11 protein-coding genes are annotated in these 15,699 nt (G+C 69.2%); 7 read left to right on the forward strand and 4 right to left on the reverse strand.

What is annotated here, in order from left to right; all coding sequences use genetic code 11:
* Positions 1–116: 116 nt before the first annotated feature.
* Both OOB33_RS06410 and glnE read right to left on the reverse strand, forming a co-directional pair.
* Positions 117–725, reverse strand: coding sequence for a rhomboid family intramembrane serine protease (locus tag OOB33_RS06410; protein ID WP_271008080.1), 609 nt, complete (start codon positions 723–725; stop codon positions 117–119).
* Entirely contained in the window at positions 722–3,490 is a 2,769-nt protein-coding gene (gene glnE / locus OOB33_RS06415) for a bifunctional [glutamate--ammonia ligase]-adenylyl-L-tyrosine phosphorylase/[glutamate--ammonia-ligase] adenylyltransferase (RefSeq protein ID WP_271008081.1), read from the reverse strand. Before glnE ends, OOB33_RS06410 begins: the two co-directional genes overlap by 4 nt.
* Before the next feature lie 265 nt (positions 3,491–3,755).
* Between glnE and OOB33_RS06420 the strand changes: the two genes are divergently transcribed.
* The 3 genes from OOB33_RS06420 (at position 3,756) to OOB33_RS06430 (ending at position 10,076) form a co-directional block, all read left to right on the forward strand.
* Positions 3,756–7,967 (forward strand): YhdP family protein, encoded by a 4,212-nt coding sequence (locus OOB33_RS06420; RefSeq protein WP_271008082.1) that lies wholly within the window; start codon positions 3,756–3,758, stop codon positions 7,965–7,967.
* 654 nt (positions 7,968–8,621) lie between these two features.
* On the forward strand, positions 8,622–9,440 hold the full coding sequence (locus OOB33_RS06425) for a carbon-nitrogen hydrolase family protein (RefSeq protein WP_102768380.1): 819 nt from the start codon (positions 8,622–8,624) through the stop codon (positions 9,438–9,440).
* A gap of 54 nt (positions 9,441–9,494) precedes the next feature.
* Positions 9,495–10,076 carry a hypothetical protein gene (locus tag OOB33_RS06430; protein WP_271008083.1) on the forward strand — a complete coding sequence of 194 codons (582 nt, stop codon included), beginning with the start codon at positions 9,495–9,497 and terminating at the stop codon, positions 10,074–10,076.
* A 62-nt stretch (positions 10,077–10,138) separates the two neighbouring features.
* On the opposite strand, the gene OOB33_RS06435 is transcribed toward OOB33_RS06430, so the two are convergent.
* Positions 10,139–11,359, reverse strand: a complete 1,221-nt coding sequence (locus OOB33_RS06435; protein ID WP_271008084.1) for a M24 family metallopeptidase — start codon at positions 11,357–11,359, stop codon at positions 10,139–10,141.
* A gap of 149 nt (positions 11,360–11,508) precedes the next feature.
* Here OOB33_RS06435 and OOB33_RS06440 point away from each other — a divergent pair, with 149 nt between their 5' ends.
* Positions 11,509–12,087, forward strand: coding sequence for an NnrU family protein (locus OOB33_RS06440; RefSeq protein ID WP_271008085.1), 579 nt, complete (start codon positions 11,509–11,511; stop codon positions 12,085–12,087).
* Between the two features lie 27 nt (positions 12,088–12,114).
* On the opposite strand, the gene OOB33_RS06445 is transcribed toward OOB33_RS06440, so the two are convergent.
* Positions 12,115–12,852, reverse strand: a complete 738-nt coding sequence (locus OOB33_RS06445; protein ID WP_271008086.1) for a hypothetical protein — start codon at positions 12,850–12,852, stop codon at positions 12,115–12,117.
* Positions 12,853–12,996: 144 nt separating this feature from the next.
* Here OOB33_RS06445 and OOB33_RS06450 point away from each other — a divergent pair, with 144 nt between their 5' ends.
* From OOB33_RS06450 to OOB33_RS06460, 3 genes are all read left to right on the forward strand, one after another.
* Positions 12,997–13,839, forward strand: a complete 843-nt coding sequence (locus tag OOB33_RS06450) for a hypothetical protein (protein WP_271008087.1) — start codon at positions 12,997–12,999, stop codon at positions 13,837–13,839.
* Between the two features lie 224 nt (positions 13,840–14,063).
* The gene (locus OOB33_RS06455; RefSeq protein WP_271008088.1) at positions 14,064–14,726 is read left to right on the forward strand and encodes a cold shock domain-containing protein; all 663 of its coding nucleotides are present in this window, start codon (positions 14,064–14,066) and stop codon (positions 14,724–14,726) included.
* A 74-nt stretch (positions 14,727–14,800) separates the two neighbouring features.
* Positions 14,801–15,688, forward strand: coding sequence for a DMT family transporter (locus tag OOB33_RS06460; RefSeq protein ID WP_271008089.1), 888 nt, complete (start codon positions 14,801–14,803; stop codon positions 15,686–15,688).
* The last annotated feature ends 11 nt before the right edge of the window (positions 15,689–15,699 follow it).

A 15,699-nucleotide genomic window follows, 5' to 3' on the forward strand; every position in this document is an offset into this window, starting at 1 on the left:
TGGGTGAACGGGTGAACAGGTGAACGGGTGAACGGGTGAATAGGTGAATGGGTGAATGGGTGAATGGGTGAATGCGGCGTGGTGAGCGGTGGAGGGCGAGGTATTGCTTCACTCGTTCACTTGTTCACCTGTTCACCCCGACTCCGCCACCCAGCCACCAGCCCGCACAAGCCGCCTGCCACCGCCCCGCTGAAATGCGAAAACGGCACCACGGCGATGTCCCAGCCGGCCACCTCGCGCAAGGCGGGGCCGGTCCAGGCCTGTTCGAGCCAGAGCTTGGCGATCAGGCCGGCGGCGATGGCCAGGCCGATGTGGCGATCACGGCCAGGGCGCTGCAGCAAGGCGACGGTGGCCACGGCCACGCCGGCGTGCAGCACGCCCGAGAGGCCGCCGAAATGATGCAAGGGGCCGGCCGAGGTGGGCAGTAGCAGCAGCCCCCACTGGGTCAGCGGCCAGGTGGCGAACCAGGCCAGGGCCCAGGGCGTGCCGAGGCGGGCACTCAGGCCCAGGGCGCCGAGCACGGCACAGCCGGCCAGATTGGCCAGTAAGTGCAGCAGGCTCCAGTGCACCCAGGCCGCGCTCCAGGCGCGCCAGGGCTCGCTCGCGGCCAGGCTGGGCTGCCAGTCGAGCGCGGCGCTGGGCAGGGCGCCGGCCAGCAGGCCGCCGGCCGCCAGCAGGGCGCACAGGCCCAGCCAGGCGCGGGCCTGTGCGAACGCCAAGTTCAAGCGGCCTCGAAGACGGCGCGCCAGAGCGCCAGGATGGCATCCCGTTGGGCGCGCAGCCCCAGCTCGTCCAGACGCGCCTCGTCAAAGGTGGTGGCCTGCTCGTCCAGGCGGGCGCGGTGCTGGGCGCGGCGCAGCTCTCGGTAGGCATCGGCCGCGGCGCGGCCCACGCCGGCCGGCAGCAATCCGGCCGCTTCGGCCCGCTGCAGCAGGGCGATGACGCCGAGGTTGGGGATCAGTTCGGGGTGAGCGCCCGAATGGGCCAGCACCAGGTATTGCAGCGCGAATTCGGCATCCATCATGCCGCCGGCGCTGTGCTTGAGGTCGTACCAGCCGGCGCGCACCGGCTTGGCCGCGCGCACCTTTTCGCGCATGGCCTTCACTTCCTCACGCAGGGCGGCATGGTCGCGCGGCGCGGTCAGCACATGGCTGCGCACCGCTTCGAAGCGGGCCGCCAGGCTGGCGTCACCGGCGCAGAAGCGGGCGCGGGTGATGGCCTGGTGTTCCCAGGTCCAGGCGGTGTTGCTGCCGCGGCCGGTCTGGTATTTCTCGAACGAGGCCAGCGAGGTCACCAGCATGCCCGAGTTGCCATTGGGCCGCAGGGCGGTGTCGATGTCGAAGAGCTCGCCGGCGGCGGTGCGCACCGTCAGCCAGGTGATGAGCTTGCGCACAAAGGCGCCGTAGACCTCGGGCACCAGGTCTTTGTCGGCCTCGTCTTCGTCGTCGAACAGGAAGACCACATCCAGGTCGCCGCCATAGCCCAGCTCCTTGCCTCCCAGCTTGCCGTAGGCGATGACGGCGAAGCGGGGCTGCGGCCGGTGCGCCTGCTTGAGGCGGGCCCAGGTCCAGGCTATCGTGCATTGCAGCACCGCGTCGGCCAGGGCCGAGAGCTCGTCGGCGGCCTGCTCGACCGTGATCTGGCCTTCAATGTCGCGCACCAGGGTGCGGAAGACCTCGGCATGGTGGGCGCGGCGCAAGGTGTCGAGCAGGGCTTCTTCATGGGCCTCGCCGCTGCGCTCCCAGGCCTCGTGACGGGCTTGCAGATCGCTGAGGAAGCTGGGGCCGTCGAAGCGTTCGCTGAGCAAGCGGTTGTCGGCCAGCTCGTCGATCACGCCCGGGTGCTGCATCAGATAGCGCATGGGCCAGCGCGCCAGGCCCAGCAGGCGCAGCAGCCGGGTCTGCACGGAGGGGCGCTCGACCAGCAGGGCCAGATAGCTCTCGCGCCGCAGCAGCGGCTCCATCCAATCGACAAAGCGCAGGGCGGCGTCCAGGCTGCAGCCCTCGTCGCGCACCGCCATGGCGGCGCGGCCGACCAGCTTGGCCAGGCGCAGGCGAGAGTCTTCGCGCAGGTTCTGCACCCGCGGCTGGCTGGCCCAGCGGCGCACGGCCGTGGCCAGCTCGGGCTGCAGCTTGGCCAGGAATTCCTCGGCGTCGACCGGCAGGGCCGGGCCGTTGCAGCTGCGGCAGCCCCTGGGGCCGCTGGAGGGGCCGGGCGCCTGGCTGTCGTGCAGCAGGGCGTCGAACTCGTTGGCGACGGTCTCGCGCACCTCGCAGAGTCGCTCCAGCAGCTCACAGCCCTCGGGCCTGCAGACCATGCCCAGGCTGTGGGCGATCCAGAGCAGGTCTTCGTCGGCCGAGGGCAGGCAATGGGTTTGCTGGTCGTCCAGGAACTGGATGCGGTGTTCGACCCGGCGCAGGAACTCGTAGCACTCGCTGAGCTTCTCGGCCGTGTCCGGCTTCATCAGGCCCAGGCTGGCCAGCCGGCTCAAGGCCTTGACGGTGGAGCGGGTGCGGATCTCGGGGAAATGCCCGCCGCGCACCACCTGCAGCAGCTGGACGATGAACTCGATCTCGCGGATGCCGCCGCGCGAGAGCTTCACATCGTTGGCCCGCTCGGGCCGCCCCACGGCGCGGCGCTGCGCCTCGTCGCGGATCTTGCGGTGCAGTTGCCGCAGGCCTTCGAACACGCCGTAATCGAGATAGCGGCGGTAGACAAAGGGCGTCACCAGCGAGCGCAGGGCCAGGGCGCGGCCGTTCTGCACCGATTCCAGCGGCGCCACGACGCGGCTCTTGAGCCAGGCAAAGCGCTCCCACTCGCGCCCCTGCACCAGGAAATACTCTTCCAGCATGGCCATGCTGACGGCCGCCGGGCCCGAGTTGCCATTGGGTCGCAAGGCCAGGTCGACGCGGAAGACCTGGCCGTCGTCCGTCACCTCGCCGATCAGGGCGTAGAGCTTCTTGGCCACGCCGGCAAAGTACTCGTGGGCCGAGACCGGGCGCGGGCCGTCGGTCTGGCCTTCGTCTTCGTAGACGTAGATCAGGTCGATGTCGGAGGAGACATTGAGCTCGCGAGCGCCCAGCTTGCCCATGCCCAGCACCCAGAAATCGATCACCTCGCCGGCTTCGTTGCGCGGCGCGCCGGCCACCAGGTCCTGCTCAGCACGGGCGGCGGCCAGGGCCAGGCAGAGGCTGACCTCGGCCAGGTGGGTCATGGCCTCGGTGATCTCGTGCATGGCCGCGCCTTGCTCGATATCGAACACTGCCAGGCGCTCCAGCACCAGATGGCGCGCCACCCGCAGGGCGCTGGCCAGGCTGCGGCCCTGGGCCTGCAGCGCCTCGACCAGGGTCTGCATGGCTGCGCGCGAGGGCAGGCCGGCGGGCAGCAGGGGCAGCTCTTTCTCGTAACGGCGCCGCACGCGTTGCACAAAGCGGCTGTGTTCGGCGCGGGCGGAAGGCGCTGCCACCAGGTCGGTTTGAGGCTCGGTCATGGGCGGGGACGGCAGAAAGGAGCGAAAGAGTGCTGTGCTAGATTCGGCGGAGCCAGGGCAGGCGTTCCGCAGGCGAGAAGGGCTGAAGTATGCAGAAACTTCAAAGCCCGCGGAAAGCAAGCGCTTAAAGTCATGCCAGCGCGAGCGGGCGCCCTGCTGGGGCTTGCTGCGTGCGGGCTGTTTGAGCCTTGCTTTCTGCTGTGTTTTTTGCTGACCGCCACGTTCAACGCTTTGCCGTACCGCTGAGCCGCCATTCATCTTCTTCATGCCCGAGCTCAGCCGAGACCCCGCTGCCACCCCCAGCCCCGCCTCAGGCCCCTCCGGCTTGATCGGCTGGCGTCGCCCTTTGCGCTGGCTGCGTGTGGGCGGGCGCTGGTTGCTGGGCTTGCTGCTGCTGGCCTGGGGCCTGGTCTTGCTGGCCTGGCTGGCCTTGCACTGGCTGGTGCTGCCGCGCATCGACGACTGGCGCCCGCAGCTGGAGCAGCGCGCCTCGTCCGCCCTGGGCGTGCCGCTGCGCATCGGCAGCATCACCGTCACCTCGGGCGGCTGGGTGCCGGCCCTGGAGCTGCGCGATGTGCGCCTGCTCGACCCGCAAGGCCGCGAGGCCCTGCGCCTGCCGCGTGTGGCTGCGGCCCTGTCGGCCCGCTCGGTGCTGGCCTGGCAACTGCGCTTCGAGCAGCTGCTGATCGATGCGCCGCAGCTGGAGATCCGCCGCGACCGCCAGGGCCATATCTTTGTCGCCGGCCTCAACGTCGATGCCGCGCCCCAGGTGCAGACGGCCGATATGGCCGAGGCCTGGGCCGACTGGCTGCTGAGCCAGCATGAGTTCGTCATCCTCCAGGGCCGCATCCGTTGGGTGGACGAGCGCCGCGCCGCGCCGCCGCTGGAGCTGTCCGATCTGAACCTGGTCATGCGCAATGGCTTGCGCGAGCATGGCTTCCGCCTCGATGCCAGCCCGCCGCCCGAGTGGGGCCAGCGCTTCAGCCTGCAGGGCCAGTTCCGCCAGCAGCTGCTCAAGCGCCCCTCCGAGCTGCGCAGCTGGAGCGGCCAGCTCTATGCAGACCTGCCGCGCGCCGACCTGCACCAGCTGCGCCGCCATGTGGACCTGCCCTTCGAGCTCAGCGAGGGCGACGGCGCCCTGCGTGCCTGGCTGGATTACAAAAAAGGCGAGTCCCAGGGCGTGACCGTGGACCTGGGCCTGCGCTCGGTCAAGCTGCGCCTGGACCCGCAGGCTGAACCCCTGGTCCTGGCCCGCATCGAAGGCCGGCTGCAGCTGCTCAACGAGCCGCTGCAGCTCTCGCTGCAGGCCAAGCAGCTGGGCTTTGTCAGCGGCGATGGCACGGTGTGGCCGCGCTCGGACTGGGGCTTGCGCCTGCGCCTGGCCAAGGCGGCGGGCGCAAGCTCGACCGTCTCGGCAGGCGCCTCAGCCGCCGGGCTGCCGCCCCTGCTCGGTGGTGATCTGCAGGTGCAGCGTCTGGACATGGCCTTGCTGGCCCAGCTGCTGCAACGCCTGCCTGTCGGTGAGGCCGCGCGCGCGCGCCTGGCCGATCTGGCGCCCCAAGGGGTGCTGAGCGACCTGAACGCGCGCTGGGACGGCCCATTGGAGGCGCCGCGCAGCTACCAGATCAAGGCCCAGCTCGACGGCTTGCGCATGGCGGCGCGGCCTGCGCTGCCACCGGCCGATCCGGCCTCGCATGTTGCCGTGGGCCGGCCCGGCTTCGACGGCCTGCGCCTGCAGCTGGAGGCCAGCGAGCGTGGCGGCCAGGCCAAGCTCAGCCTGGCCGAGGGCGGGCGGCTGGATGTCCCCGGGGTGTTCCAGAACCCCTTGCCGCCCTTCAAGCACTTGAGTGCCCGGCTCGATTGGCGCCTGGACCCGGCCGCCAAGCCCGGCCACCGCCTGGAGCTGCGCGTCAAGGACCTGCAACTGGCCAATGCCGATCTGCGCGGCGAGTTCGACGCCGTCTGGCGCGCCGGCTCAGACACCCAGCCTTTCGGCTGGATGGATCTGAACGGCAAGATCGAGCGCATCGACGCGCGCCGGGTGGTGGCCTACCTGCCCCTGGCTGTGGGCGAGCATGCGCTGCGCTATGTGCGCGAAGCCATCCGCGGCGGCGAGGCGCGCGCCATCAATTTCAAAGTGCGCGGCCCGCTGCACGAGTTTCCCTTCGAGAGCAGCGAACGCGTGGGGCAGTTCCGCATCAGCACGCAGGCGCGTGACATCGATCTGGCCTACGTGCCGGCCGAGCCGGGCCAGGCCCTGAACTGGCCGGCGCTCGAGCGCGTCAATGCCGAGCTGGTGTTCGAGCGCGGCAGCATGGCGATCCGCCGCGGCCAGGCGCGGGTGTTCGGCTACGAGCTGAATGGCATCAGCGGCGGGATCAAGAGCCTCTTGCACGACCAGGTGCTGGACATCGAGGGCAGCGGCAGCGGCCCGGCCCAGGAGCTGCTGCGTTATGTGCGCAGCTCACCGGTCCATGGCTGGACCAGTGGCATGCTGGCCCAGACCTCGGCCAGTGGCCCGGCCGCCCTCAAGCTGCACCTCAGCCTGCCCCTGCATGACATCGCCCATAGCAAGGTGCGCGGCGCCGTGCAGCTGGGTGGCAACGAGCTGCGCATCCGCCCCGGCGTGCCCGTGCTGGGCATTGCCCGCGGCCGCATCGAGTTCGATCAGGCCAGCGTCCGGATCGTCGGCGCCCAGGCCCGTGTGGCCGGTGGCGATGCCGCCATCGAGGGCGGCAGCCTGCCCGATGGCAGCCTGCGTTTCGTGGCCCAGGGCGTGGCCACGGCCGAAGCCTTGCGCCGCACGCCCGAGTTCAGCGCCCTGGCGCCCTTGGCCCAGGCCGCCAGCGGCCAGGCGGCCTATCGCCTGCAGCTGGGGCTCAGCCACGGCCAGCCCGAGTTCCAGCTCAGCAGCAATCTGCAAGGGCTGGCCCTGGATTTGCCGGCGCCGCTGCGCAAGGAGGCCGACAGCATCCTGCCCCTGCGCGTGCAGACCGTGCTGGCACCGCTGGCCGCCGGTGCCAGCCAGTCGGCGCGCGATGAGCTGCGCCTGGAACTGGGCAACACGGTGCTGGCCCATTACCAGCGCGACCTGACGGTGGAACCGGCGCGGGTGCTGCGCGGCGCCCTGAGCGTGCAGGACAATCTGCCGCCGCTGCCGGCCAGCGGCGTGCAGCTGCACGCCAACCTCGACAGCTTCAATCTCGATGCCTGGCGCCAGACCCTGGGCCGTTGGCAAAGCAGTAGCAGCGCGGCGGGCACGGCTGCTGCTGCCGCTGCTGCTGTTGTGACCCCTTCCGCAGAGGGCGAGGGCGCCGAGCTCAGCTATCTGCCCCAGCAGATCGCCCTGCGCGCCAGCAGCCTGCATCTGGCCGGCCGCACCCTGAATCGCCTGGTGCTGGGCGCCAGCCGCCTGCCCGGCGGCGATCTGCGCAGCTGGCGCTTCAGCCTCGATGCCGATCAGTTGAGCGGCTATGTGGAGCATCGCAATGCCGGCAACGGCCTGGTGTTTGCGCGCCTGGGGCGGCTCTCCCTGCCCAAGCAGGAGGTGGAGTCGGTCAGCCAGCTGCTGGCCGGCAAGCCGCAGGCGGACACGAGCAGCAGCGACACCCGCAGCGTGCCCGATCTGGACATCGTGGTCGATGACTTCGAGCTGCGCGACAAGCATCTGGGCCGCCTGGAAGTGCAGGCCCGCGCCACCGGCCCGCAGCGCGACTGGCATCTCAACAAGCTGCAACTCAAGTCGGCCGACGCCGTGCTCAACGGCACAGGCCGCTGGATCAATGAGCCCGGCCAGGCGCAGCGCCGCAGCGAGCTGGACTGGAAGCTGGAGCTGCTGGACGCCGGCAGCCTGCTCGAGCGCATGGGCCAGGGTCGGGTCTTGCGGGGCGGCCGCGGTGAGCTGACCGGCCAGATCGGCTGGGCCGGCTCGCCGCTTTCGCCCGATTACGCGAGCATGAGCGGCCAGCTGCATGTGGCGCTGGAGTCGGGCCAGTTCCTGACCGTGGAGCCCGGTGTGGGCCGCCTGCTCGGGGTGCTGAGCCTGCAGTCGCTGCCGCGGCGCTTTCTGTTCGATTTCCGCGATGTCTTCTCGGAAGGCTTCACCTTCGACGGCATCCAGGGTGATGTGAAGATCGAGCGCGGCGTGGCCAGCAGCCAGAATCTGCGCACCCGCGGTGTGCAAGCGGCCGTGCTGGTGGAGGGGCGCGCCGACCTGGCCGCCGAGACGCAGAACCTGCGCGTGTTGGTGGTGCCTGAGCTGAACGCGGGCGGCGCCTCGCTGGCCTATGCCGCCGTCAACCCGGCCATCGGCCTGGGCACCTTCCTGGCCCAGCTGCTGCTCAGCCGCCCGCTGGCGGCGGCCAGCACGCGCGAGTTCCACATCACCGGCAGCTGGGTGGACCCCAAGGTGGAGAAGGTGGAGCACAAGGCCGAGGAGGCATCGACACCCGCCAGCGCTGCGGAGCGTCAGCCGTGAGCGGCGGCAAGCGGCGCATTGCGGACCATCGTCGTGCCGATCTGCTCACGCACGCTGCGGTGGCTCGGCCCGCCGCCGGGCTCATGGTTCGCGGGTCGGCTCTGAGAGCCGACTTCCCTCGCTGCTCACTCCGCGGCTCAGCGGCGCCAAACTCCCTCCGTTCGCTGCGCTCACTGTGGTCAAACAGTGGCGCCGAGTCAGTTCTTGAAGCGCGCGAGTACGCGCGCCTGAGCCGCTCCGCTGCGCCCTCGGCCGCGCACAAATCGCCCGTCGGCGGGCCGAGCCACCTCCGGAGGTGGCGTGTTCCACCGTGGAAGAGGCACATCGACCGCGATGCAAGCGCCCTGCAGCCCGTGCCGCTGCCGGGCGAATTGTGCCGGGCCGAGCAGCGCAGCGCCTCGGGGCGCGCATGTACTCGTGCGCTTCAAGTTCTGACTTGGCGCTTCTGTCTGAACGAAGCGAACGCAGGGAGCGGAGTGAGTTATGCGCCAGCCCCGAGGCGCGAGCAGCGCAGGGAAGTCGGCCCGTTAGGGCCGACCCCGGAACCATGAGCCCGGTGGCGGCACGGGCTGCAGGGCCTCACGAGCAAAACCAAAGGCTGCTTCGTGCCGATTGCAGCCGGTTGTTGAATGTCCGTAGAACGAAGGTGAACCGATGAAGATCGCAGCGATTCAGATGGTGTCCGGTCCTGATGTGGCGGCCAATCTCGCGCGGGCGCGCCACTGGTTGGCCGAGGCTGCGGCGCAAGGAGCCCAGCTGGCGTCTTTGCCCGAGTACTTCTGCCTGATGGGCTTGCAGGACCGCGACAAGCTGGCGGTGGCCGAGACCGAAGGCGACCCGAGTGCTCCGATCCAGCGCGCGCTGCGCGAGGCTGCGGCGGAGCTGGGCCTGTGGCTGGTGGGCGGCACCTTGCCGCTGCGCACCTCCGACCCCGAGCGTGTGCGCAATGCCAGCTGTGTCTACGCGCCCGATGGCCGGCTGGCGGCGCGCTACGACAAGATCCATCTATTCCGCTACGACAACGGCCGCGAGGCCTACGACGAGGGGCGGGTGCTGGAGGCCGGCGCGGCGCCGGTCATGCTGCAGGCCGAGGGGCTGAACATCGGCCTGAGCGTCTGCTACGACCTGCGTTTCCCCGAGCTCTACCGGGCGATGAGTTTTCAGCCGGGCCGGCCGCCCTGCGATCTGTTTTGCGTGCCCTCGGCCTTCACCTACACCACGGGCCAGGCGCATTGGGAGCTGCTGCTGCGCGCCCGAGCGGTCGAAAACCAGGCCTATATCGTGGCACCGGCCCAGGGTGGACGGCATGAAAATGGCCGCAGGACCTGGGGCCACACCATGATCGTTGACCCCTGGGGCGAGGTGCTGGGCTGCCTGCCGGAAGGCGAGGGCCTGGTGCTGGCCGAGCTGGATACCGCGCGCCTGGCCGCGGTGCGCAGCCAGTTGCCGGCGCTGCAGCACCGCCGGCTCTGAAGGTCCGGGCTCTGTTTTCATCTCCACTCTGCCGCTTCGCGCCTCATGCCTGCCATGCCCGATCACCCCATGCCGCGCCGCCGTGCCTTGCTGATGCTGCCGCTGGCCCTTGCGGCCGTGGGCTTGAGCGGCTGCGGCACGCCGGCCGATGCGCCCGCCATGCGCCTGAGCCTGGCCGAGAGCTTGCAGCTGCGCAGCTGGGTGCCGCCCGGCTTGCGCGCGCAAGTGCAGCTGATGCCGGTGTCGGGTGGCCAGCCGACCGGGCGATTCTGGGGCGCCAAGATCAGCAATGCCTCGCTGCAAGAGGCTCTGGAAGAATCCCTGCGCGACACCGGCCTGTATGCGCCGCGCCCGGCCGATGCGCGCTACGAGCTGCGCGTGACCCTGATGCTGCTGGACCAACCCATGGTGGCCGTGCTGGACGCCAAGGTGGCGGTGACGCTGAGCTACACCCTGATGGAATCGCGCACCGGCCGCACCATTTACGAGCGCAAGCTGCGCACCCAGCACACGGCCGAGTTCGGCTCCGCCATCCTCGACCCCAACGAGCGCATGCGCATGGCCAGCGAGGGCGCGATCCGCAGCAACGTCAATACCTTGCTGCGCGAACTGCTGGAGCTCAAGTGGCCTGAGTGACCGCCTGAATGACCGCCTGAGTGATGGCCTGATGGCTGCAGCCGGGCGGCTGCACCGCCTGTTCAGTCCAAGCCGAAAGGGTTGTCGATCGAATGCGCCGGCTGGCTGAACCAGCGCGGGCCGGCTTCGGTCATGTAGACATGGTCCTCGTGGCGCACGCCGAATTCGCCGGGCACGCAAATCATGGGCTCGTTGCTGAAGCACATGCCGGCGGCCAGTGGGGTGCTGTCGTTGTCGACCAGATAAGGCCATTCGTGGATGTCCAGGCCGCAGCCGTGGCCGGTGCGGTGGGGCAGGCCCGGCAGTTCGTAGCGCGGACCGAGGCCTGCGGCGGCAATGACGCGGCGTGCGGCGCGATCCACCTCGCAGCAGGGCGTGCCAATCTGCGCCGCCGCAAAGGCCGCGGCCTGCGCGGCTTGCTCCAGGTTCCAGATCTCGCGCTGCCGCGCACTCGGCGTGCCGAAGACATAGCTGCGCGTGATGTCGGACATATAGCCCTCGACCAGGCAGCCGGTGTCGATCAGCACCATATCGCCCAGGCGCAGGCGCTGTGCTTCTTTCACCCCATGCGGGAAGGCCGTGGCCGGGCCGAAGAGCACGATGCAGAAGTAGGAGCCGCGCGCGCCGACCGCGCGGTGGCCCTCGGCGATGAAGGCCTCGACCTCCCGGGTGCTGATGCCCTCATTCAGGATGCTGGCGGCGGCCTGCTGCACCGCCAGGGTCATGTCGTGTGCGCGCTGCATCAGGGCCAGCTCGGCGCTCGATTTGCGCATGCGCAGCGGCGCCGTCACCGGCTTGGCATTGACCCAGGCCAGGCCCTCGCGCTGCAGGCCGTCCACCACGAACAGCGGTGTGTCCTCGCTGATGGCCAGGCGGCTGGCGCTGGCGCCCAGGCCCAGCTCGGCCAGCACGCGCCGGCACAGCGCGTAGGGGCTCTCGTGCTCTTCCCAGGCATGCAGGGCACCGGGCAGCACCATGTACTCGCGCAGCGTGCCTTCTTCAAATGCCGGGGCGATGTACTGCGGCTCGCCTTCGGCTGGGATGATCAGGCCGACCAGGCGTTCGCTCGGGTGCCAGACTGTGCCGCTGAAGTAACGCATATTCGTGCCGGCATGGGCATACAGCGCCGACAGGCCTTGCTGCCTCAGCAGCGCTTGTGCCGCGGCCACCCGCTGGCGGTATTCGGCCAGGCCAATCGGGGCGACCGGCGCGCGGTCTTGGAACTGCCGGGCCAGATGGGCCAGGGCCTCGGATGCGGTGCTGCCGCCCACGCCTCGTGTCATGTTCTGTGCTCTCCGTGTGCAGGGGATGGGGCCATGTGGCCGGTTAAATATATTTAAAGAATACCGCATGATGCCAGCAGGCTTGCGGCGCATCGCGTACAAAGCGGGCCGAGGCAAGCCAACCATCCAACATCGAGAGGCGGAGATTCATGCTTGAACTGATCCTGGGCCTGGTGATTTTTCTGGGCGTTCATTCGCTGCGCATCGTGGCCGAGGGCTGGCGCAGCGCCCAAATCGCCCGCATGGGCGCGCAGCGCTGGAAGCTGGTCTACACCCTGCTGTCGCTGCTGGGCTTCGGCCTCATCGTCTGGGGCTTTGGCCTGGCCCGGCAGACGCCCGTCGCGCTCTGGGCCGTGCCCAAGGGCATGAACCACCTGGCCGCCTTGCTGACGCTGCTGGCCTTCGTCCTGCTGGCCGCCGCCTACGTGCCGGGCAATGCGATCAAGGCCAAGCTGCGCCACCCGATGATCCTGAGCGTCAAAGTTTGGGCCCTGGCCCATCTGGTGGCCAACAACACGCTGGCCGAGCTGCTGCTGTTCGGTGGCTTTCTGGTCTGGGCGGTGCTCTGCTTCCGCGCCGCGCGCCAGCGCGACCGCGCCCAGCCGCCCGCCGCCCTCAACAGCACGCCCATCGCCACGGCCCTGACCGTGCTGATCGGCGTTGCCGCCTGGGCCGGCTTCGCCTTCTGGGCCCATGCGGCCTGGATCGGCGTGCGCCCCATGGGCTGATGGGCAGGCATCAAGCCGGCGCGTGATTCAAGCGCCGGGCTCGGGCTGCGAAGGTGCAAGCAGCAGCGCCTTGGCGGCTTCGATGCGCAGCGCCATCGCGACGGTTTCGTCATTCATCACGCGCAGCAGAAAGCGGCGTGGCTCGCAGTCCGGGAATGCAGGGGCCGCATGGGGCTGGGGCGTCGCCGGGGCCGTGCTGGCTGAGGGTGGGTTGGGCGCGCAGCCGATGGTGTGATCCAGGGACGCGAGCGCGGCGTGCAGCTGCGTGGCTGGGATGCAGCTCAGGCGGCTGAGCACCTCGGCTTGGGCCTCGGGGCCGGGCTCGGTGTCCAGCCAAGGCTCTTCGCTGAAGACCGGGGCCAGATCGGGGGCGACAAAGGCGGACCACTGGCCGGGCGCTGCCCGCTGCGGCGGCAGGCTGGGTGCTGTTGTCTGCGAGCTCGAAGTCCACCGCAGCAGCCGTGTCGCCGGCCGGAGCTCGGCCAGGTAGGCGCGCACCAGGGCCTGGAGCAAGGCGTCGGCTTCTGCCGCCAGGCTGTCCTCGGTCAGCGCAAACCAGAGCTGGAATCCGTCGCGGCCGTTGACGGCGATGGCCGGTGCTGGCAGACCCAGATCGCTTTGCACGCCGCGCCAGAGGGCGCCCAAGGCGGTCCAGTCGGCAGGGCGGGCCAGTTCCAGCACGGCCGCGCGCGCCGGTGCAGCCACGGCGGGGTCGTGGCTGCCGTAGAGGCGTTGCAACTCCTGTTGCAGTCGGTTGTCGTTCATGGGGCGCTATTTTGCGGGTTCAGTGGCCCACCGCATACCGGCCATCGCGAGCCCTTTGGATCAAGTCCCAATCATGGGATGGTCGATCCACTGCGCGATCCCGACACTGCGCCGGTCTTGGCTTTTGGGGGGTGAACGATGGGCATGACCGCAACGATTGAATCCACGGATTTCGAGTCCGCAGTTCTGAATCCGGACTTGCAACTGCGCTGCTTGAACGAGGCGGCGCTCAAGCATCTGGTGCAGGAGCTGAATACCCGGGCCTGGAGTGAGCACAAGCTCGATCTCAAGGCCTTGCAGCGCCAGGCCGACGAGATCGGTTCCGTGCTCGGTCAGGAACCAACGCCGGCCGAAGGCAGCACCGCGCAGGCTCAGGCGGCCCAGATCCAGGCTTTGTGCAAGCAGGCGGTGGCCGAAGACGTGGCGTACTCCGAGCTTGTGCTGGGGCACAACCCCACCTTGTTTCCACCGTTCTTCGATGGTGGGCGGCAGGGCGCCGCCGGAGGATTCTTCGGCATCGCGCGCAATGAGAAGTTTCCGAATCTGGGCCGCGTGGGGATCAGCGTGGCGGCCTACAACCCCGGCGGCCATGTGGAGCACAGCTCCTTTGTCAGTGCCTTGACCGTGGCCCCGTCAAGCCGCACGGTCAGCTTCCGGGCCACGGCCGGGGTCAGCGGTGCCTTGACCGCCTTCGGCCTGCTGGGCTATGGCCGAGCCAGTGCGCAGGTGCTCGGTCGGCTGTCGATCTTCGACATGGCCACCCAGTCCTTTCGCAGCGTGGAGGCGCGCAGCAGCATTGGCGAGATCTCATTTGGGCGCCTGGAGTTTCGCGGTCATCAGTTCACGGCCAGAGGCAGCGCCGTGGTCCGCGCAGGGGAGATTCTGCTGCTCTCTGGTGGCCTGCGCGTCACGGCCGGCTGTGGCGGGTTGGGATGCGGTGCGGTGTCCAATCTGCGGCTGCAGTTTGACAGCATGGCGGTGGATTGAGCCGCTGTCGGTTTGGCGCCCCACCGCCTGGCCGGGAAAACCCGTGGGCAACTGGGTTCATGCTGGGACAGGGCGCTGCTATGCTCAGCGCTAACGCCGCAGCACAGCGGCCCGAACGTGATCGCAGCGGCCCTCTGCCAGCTCGCAAACATGCGTGAATGAGGCCAGGCTCGATCTGATTTGCAAGCTTGAGCGCCAACCGGTGCTGACAGAGGCAGCGCACCATGTCCAGCGGCATTCTCAGAACCTGGAACGACGAACGTGGCTTTGGCTTCATCGCGCCCACTCAGGGTGGGCGCGAGTTGTTTGTGCATATCAGCGCCTTTGCGCAGGATGGCAGCCGGCCCACCGTGGGCGAGACCCTGCACTTTGATCTCGGCACTGGCAAGGATGGCAAGCCGCAAGCGCTGCATGTCAGGCGCCTGGCTTTGGCTGCGGGTAGGGCCCGAGACAGGGAACTCGAGGCGCCGTTGCCGGGCGAAGCCGCGCAGCGGCTTGACCGCAAGGCGGCGGTGGGTCGGCATGCTGGACTTGGCGCTGCTCTCGCCTCGCCGCCTGCGCTCAGCGGCAGTTCGACCTTCTTGCGCGCCCTGGTCTTTGTCGTTTTGATGGCTTCGCTCGGAGCATACGGCTACAAGCACTACCGCCAGAGCCTGAGCGAACTGCAACGCATCAGTGCCGCTCCGCCCGGCGCAGGGCAAAACACAGAGCCGGCTTCAGCGCTCGCGCCTTCTTCCGAGTCCTTTCGCTGCGACGGCCGCACGCATTGCAGCCAGATGCGTTCTTGCGCGGAGGCGAGCTACTTCCTGCGTCACTGCCCCGGGGTGCAGATGGACGGCGACCAGGATGGTGTGGCCTGCGAGGAACAGCACTGCGGCAAGGGCTGAGGCAAGGGCTGCGGCGGCCGTCTGAATACCCGCTCGGTTGCGGTCTCGCTCGGGCCTGGCGGCGATACTGCCGCATGCCTGATGCCGCCCGCCTCGTTCCTCCGCAGTTCTATCCCTGTTTGTTTGTGGCCCTGTGGAGCACCGGCTTCATCGGCGCCAAGTACGGGCTGCCTGATGCGCAGCCGCTGACCTTCTTGAGCCTGCGCTATGTCCTGGTGCTGCTCTTGATGGGCGCCGTGGTGCTGTGGACGCGAGCGCCCTGGCCGGCGCGGGGCAGCCGGGCCTGGATGCACATCGCGGTTTCGGGCCTGCTGGTGCATGGTGTCTATCTGGGCGGGGTGTTCACGGCGATTGCCCAGGGCTTGCCGGCTGGCATCACGGCCTTGCTGGTGGGACTGCAGCCGCTGCTGACGGCGCTGGGCGCCGGCTTGTTCCTGGGTGAACGGGTGCGGCCAGCGCAATGGCTGGGCCTGGCGCTGGGCCTGATCGGTGTCGGCCTGGTGCTGGCCCACAAGCTGGGCTCTGGGCTGGCCACGCCGGCCTTGCAAGCCATGCTGCTGCCAGCGTTTGTCGCCCTGCTGGGCATCACCGCGGGCACGCTGTATCAAAAGCGTTTTTGCCCGGCGTTTGATCTGCGCACAGGCTCCCTGATTCAGTTTCTGCCCTGCCTGCTTCTGACCGCCTTGGCGGCCTGGGCTGGGGGGGAGAGCCTGGAAGTGCGCTGGAGCGGCTCGTTTGTGTTTGCCCTGGCCTGGCTGGTGTTGGTGCTGTCGCTGGGGGCGGTCAGCTTGCTCCACATGCTGATTCGCCAGGGCAGCGCCGTCCATGTGGCCAGCCTGTTCTACCTGGTGCCGCCGACGACGGCGGTGTTCGCCTGGGCCTTGTTTGGCGAGACCCTGCACGGCCTGGCCCTGGCCGGCATGGTGGTGGCGGTCACCGGGGTGTGGCTGGCGCGGCGCTGAACTGAGCGGCC

The sequence above is a fragment of the Paucibacter sp. B51 genome (assembly GCF_027863535.1).
Classification (GTDB): Bacteria; Pseudomonadota; Gammaproteobacteria; order Burkholderiales; family Burkholderiaceae_C; genus Paucibacter_A; species Paucibacter_A aquatilis.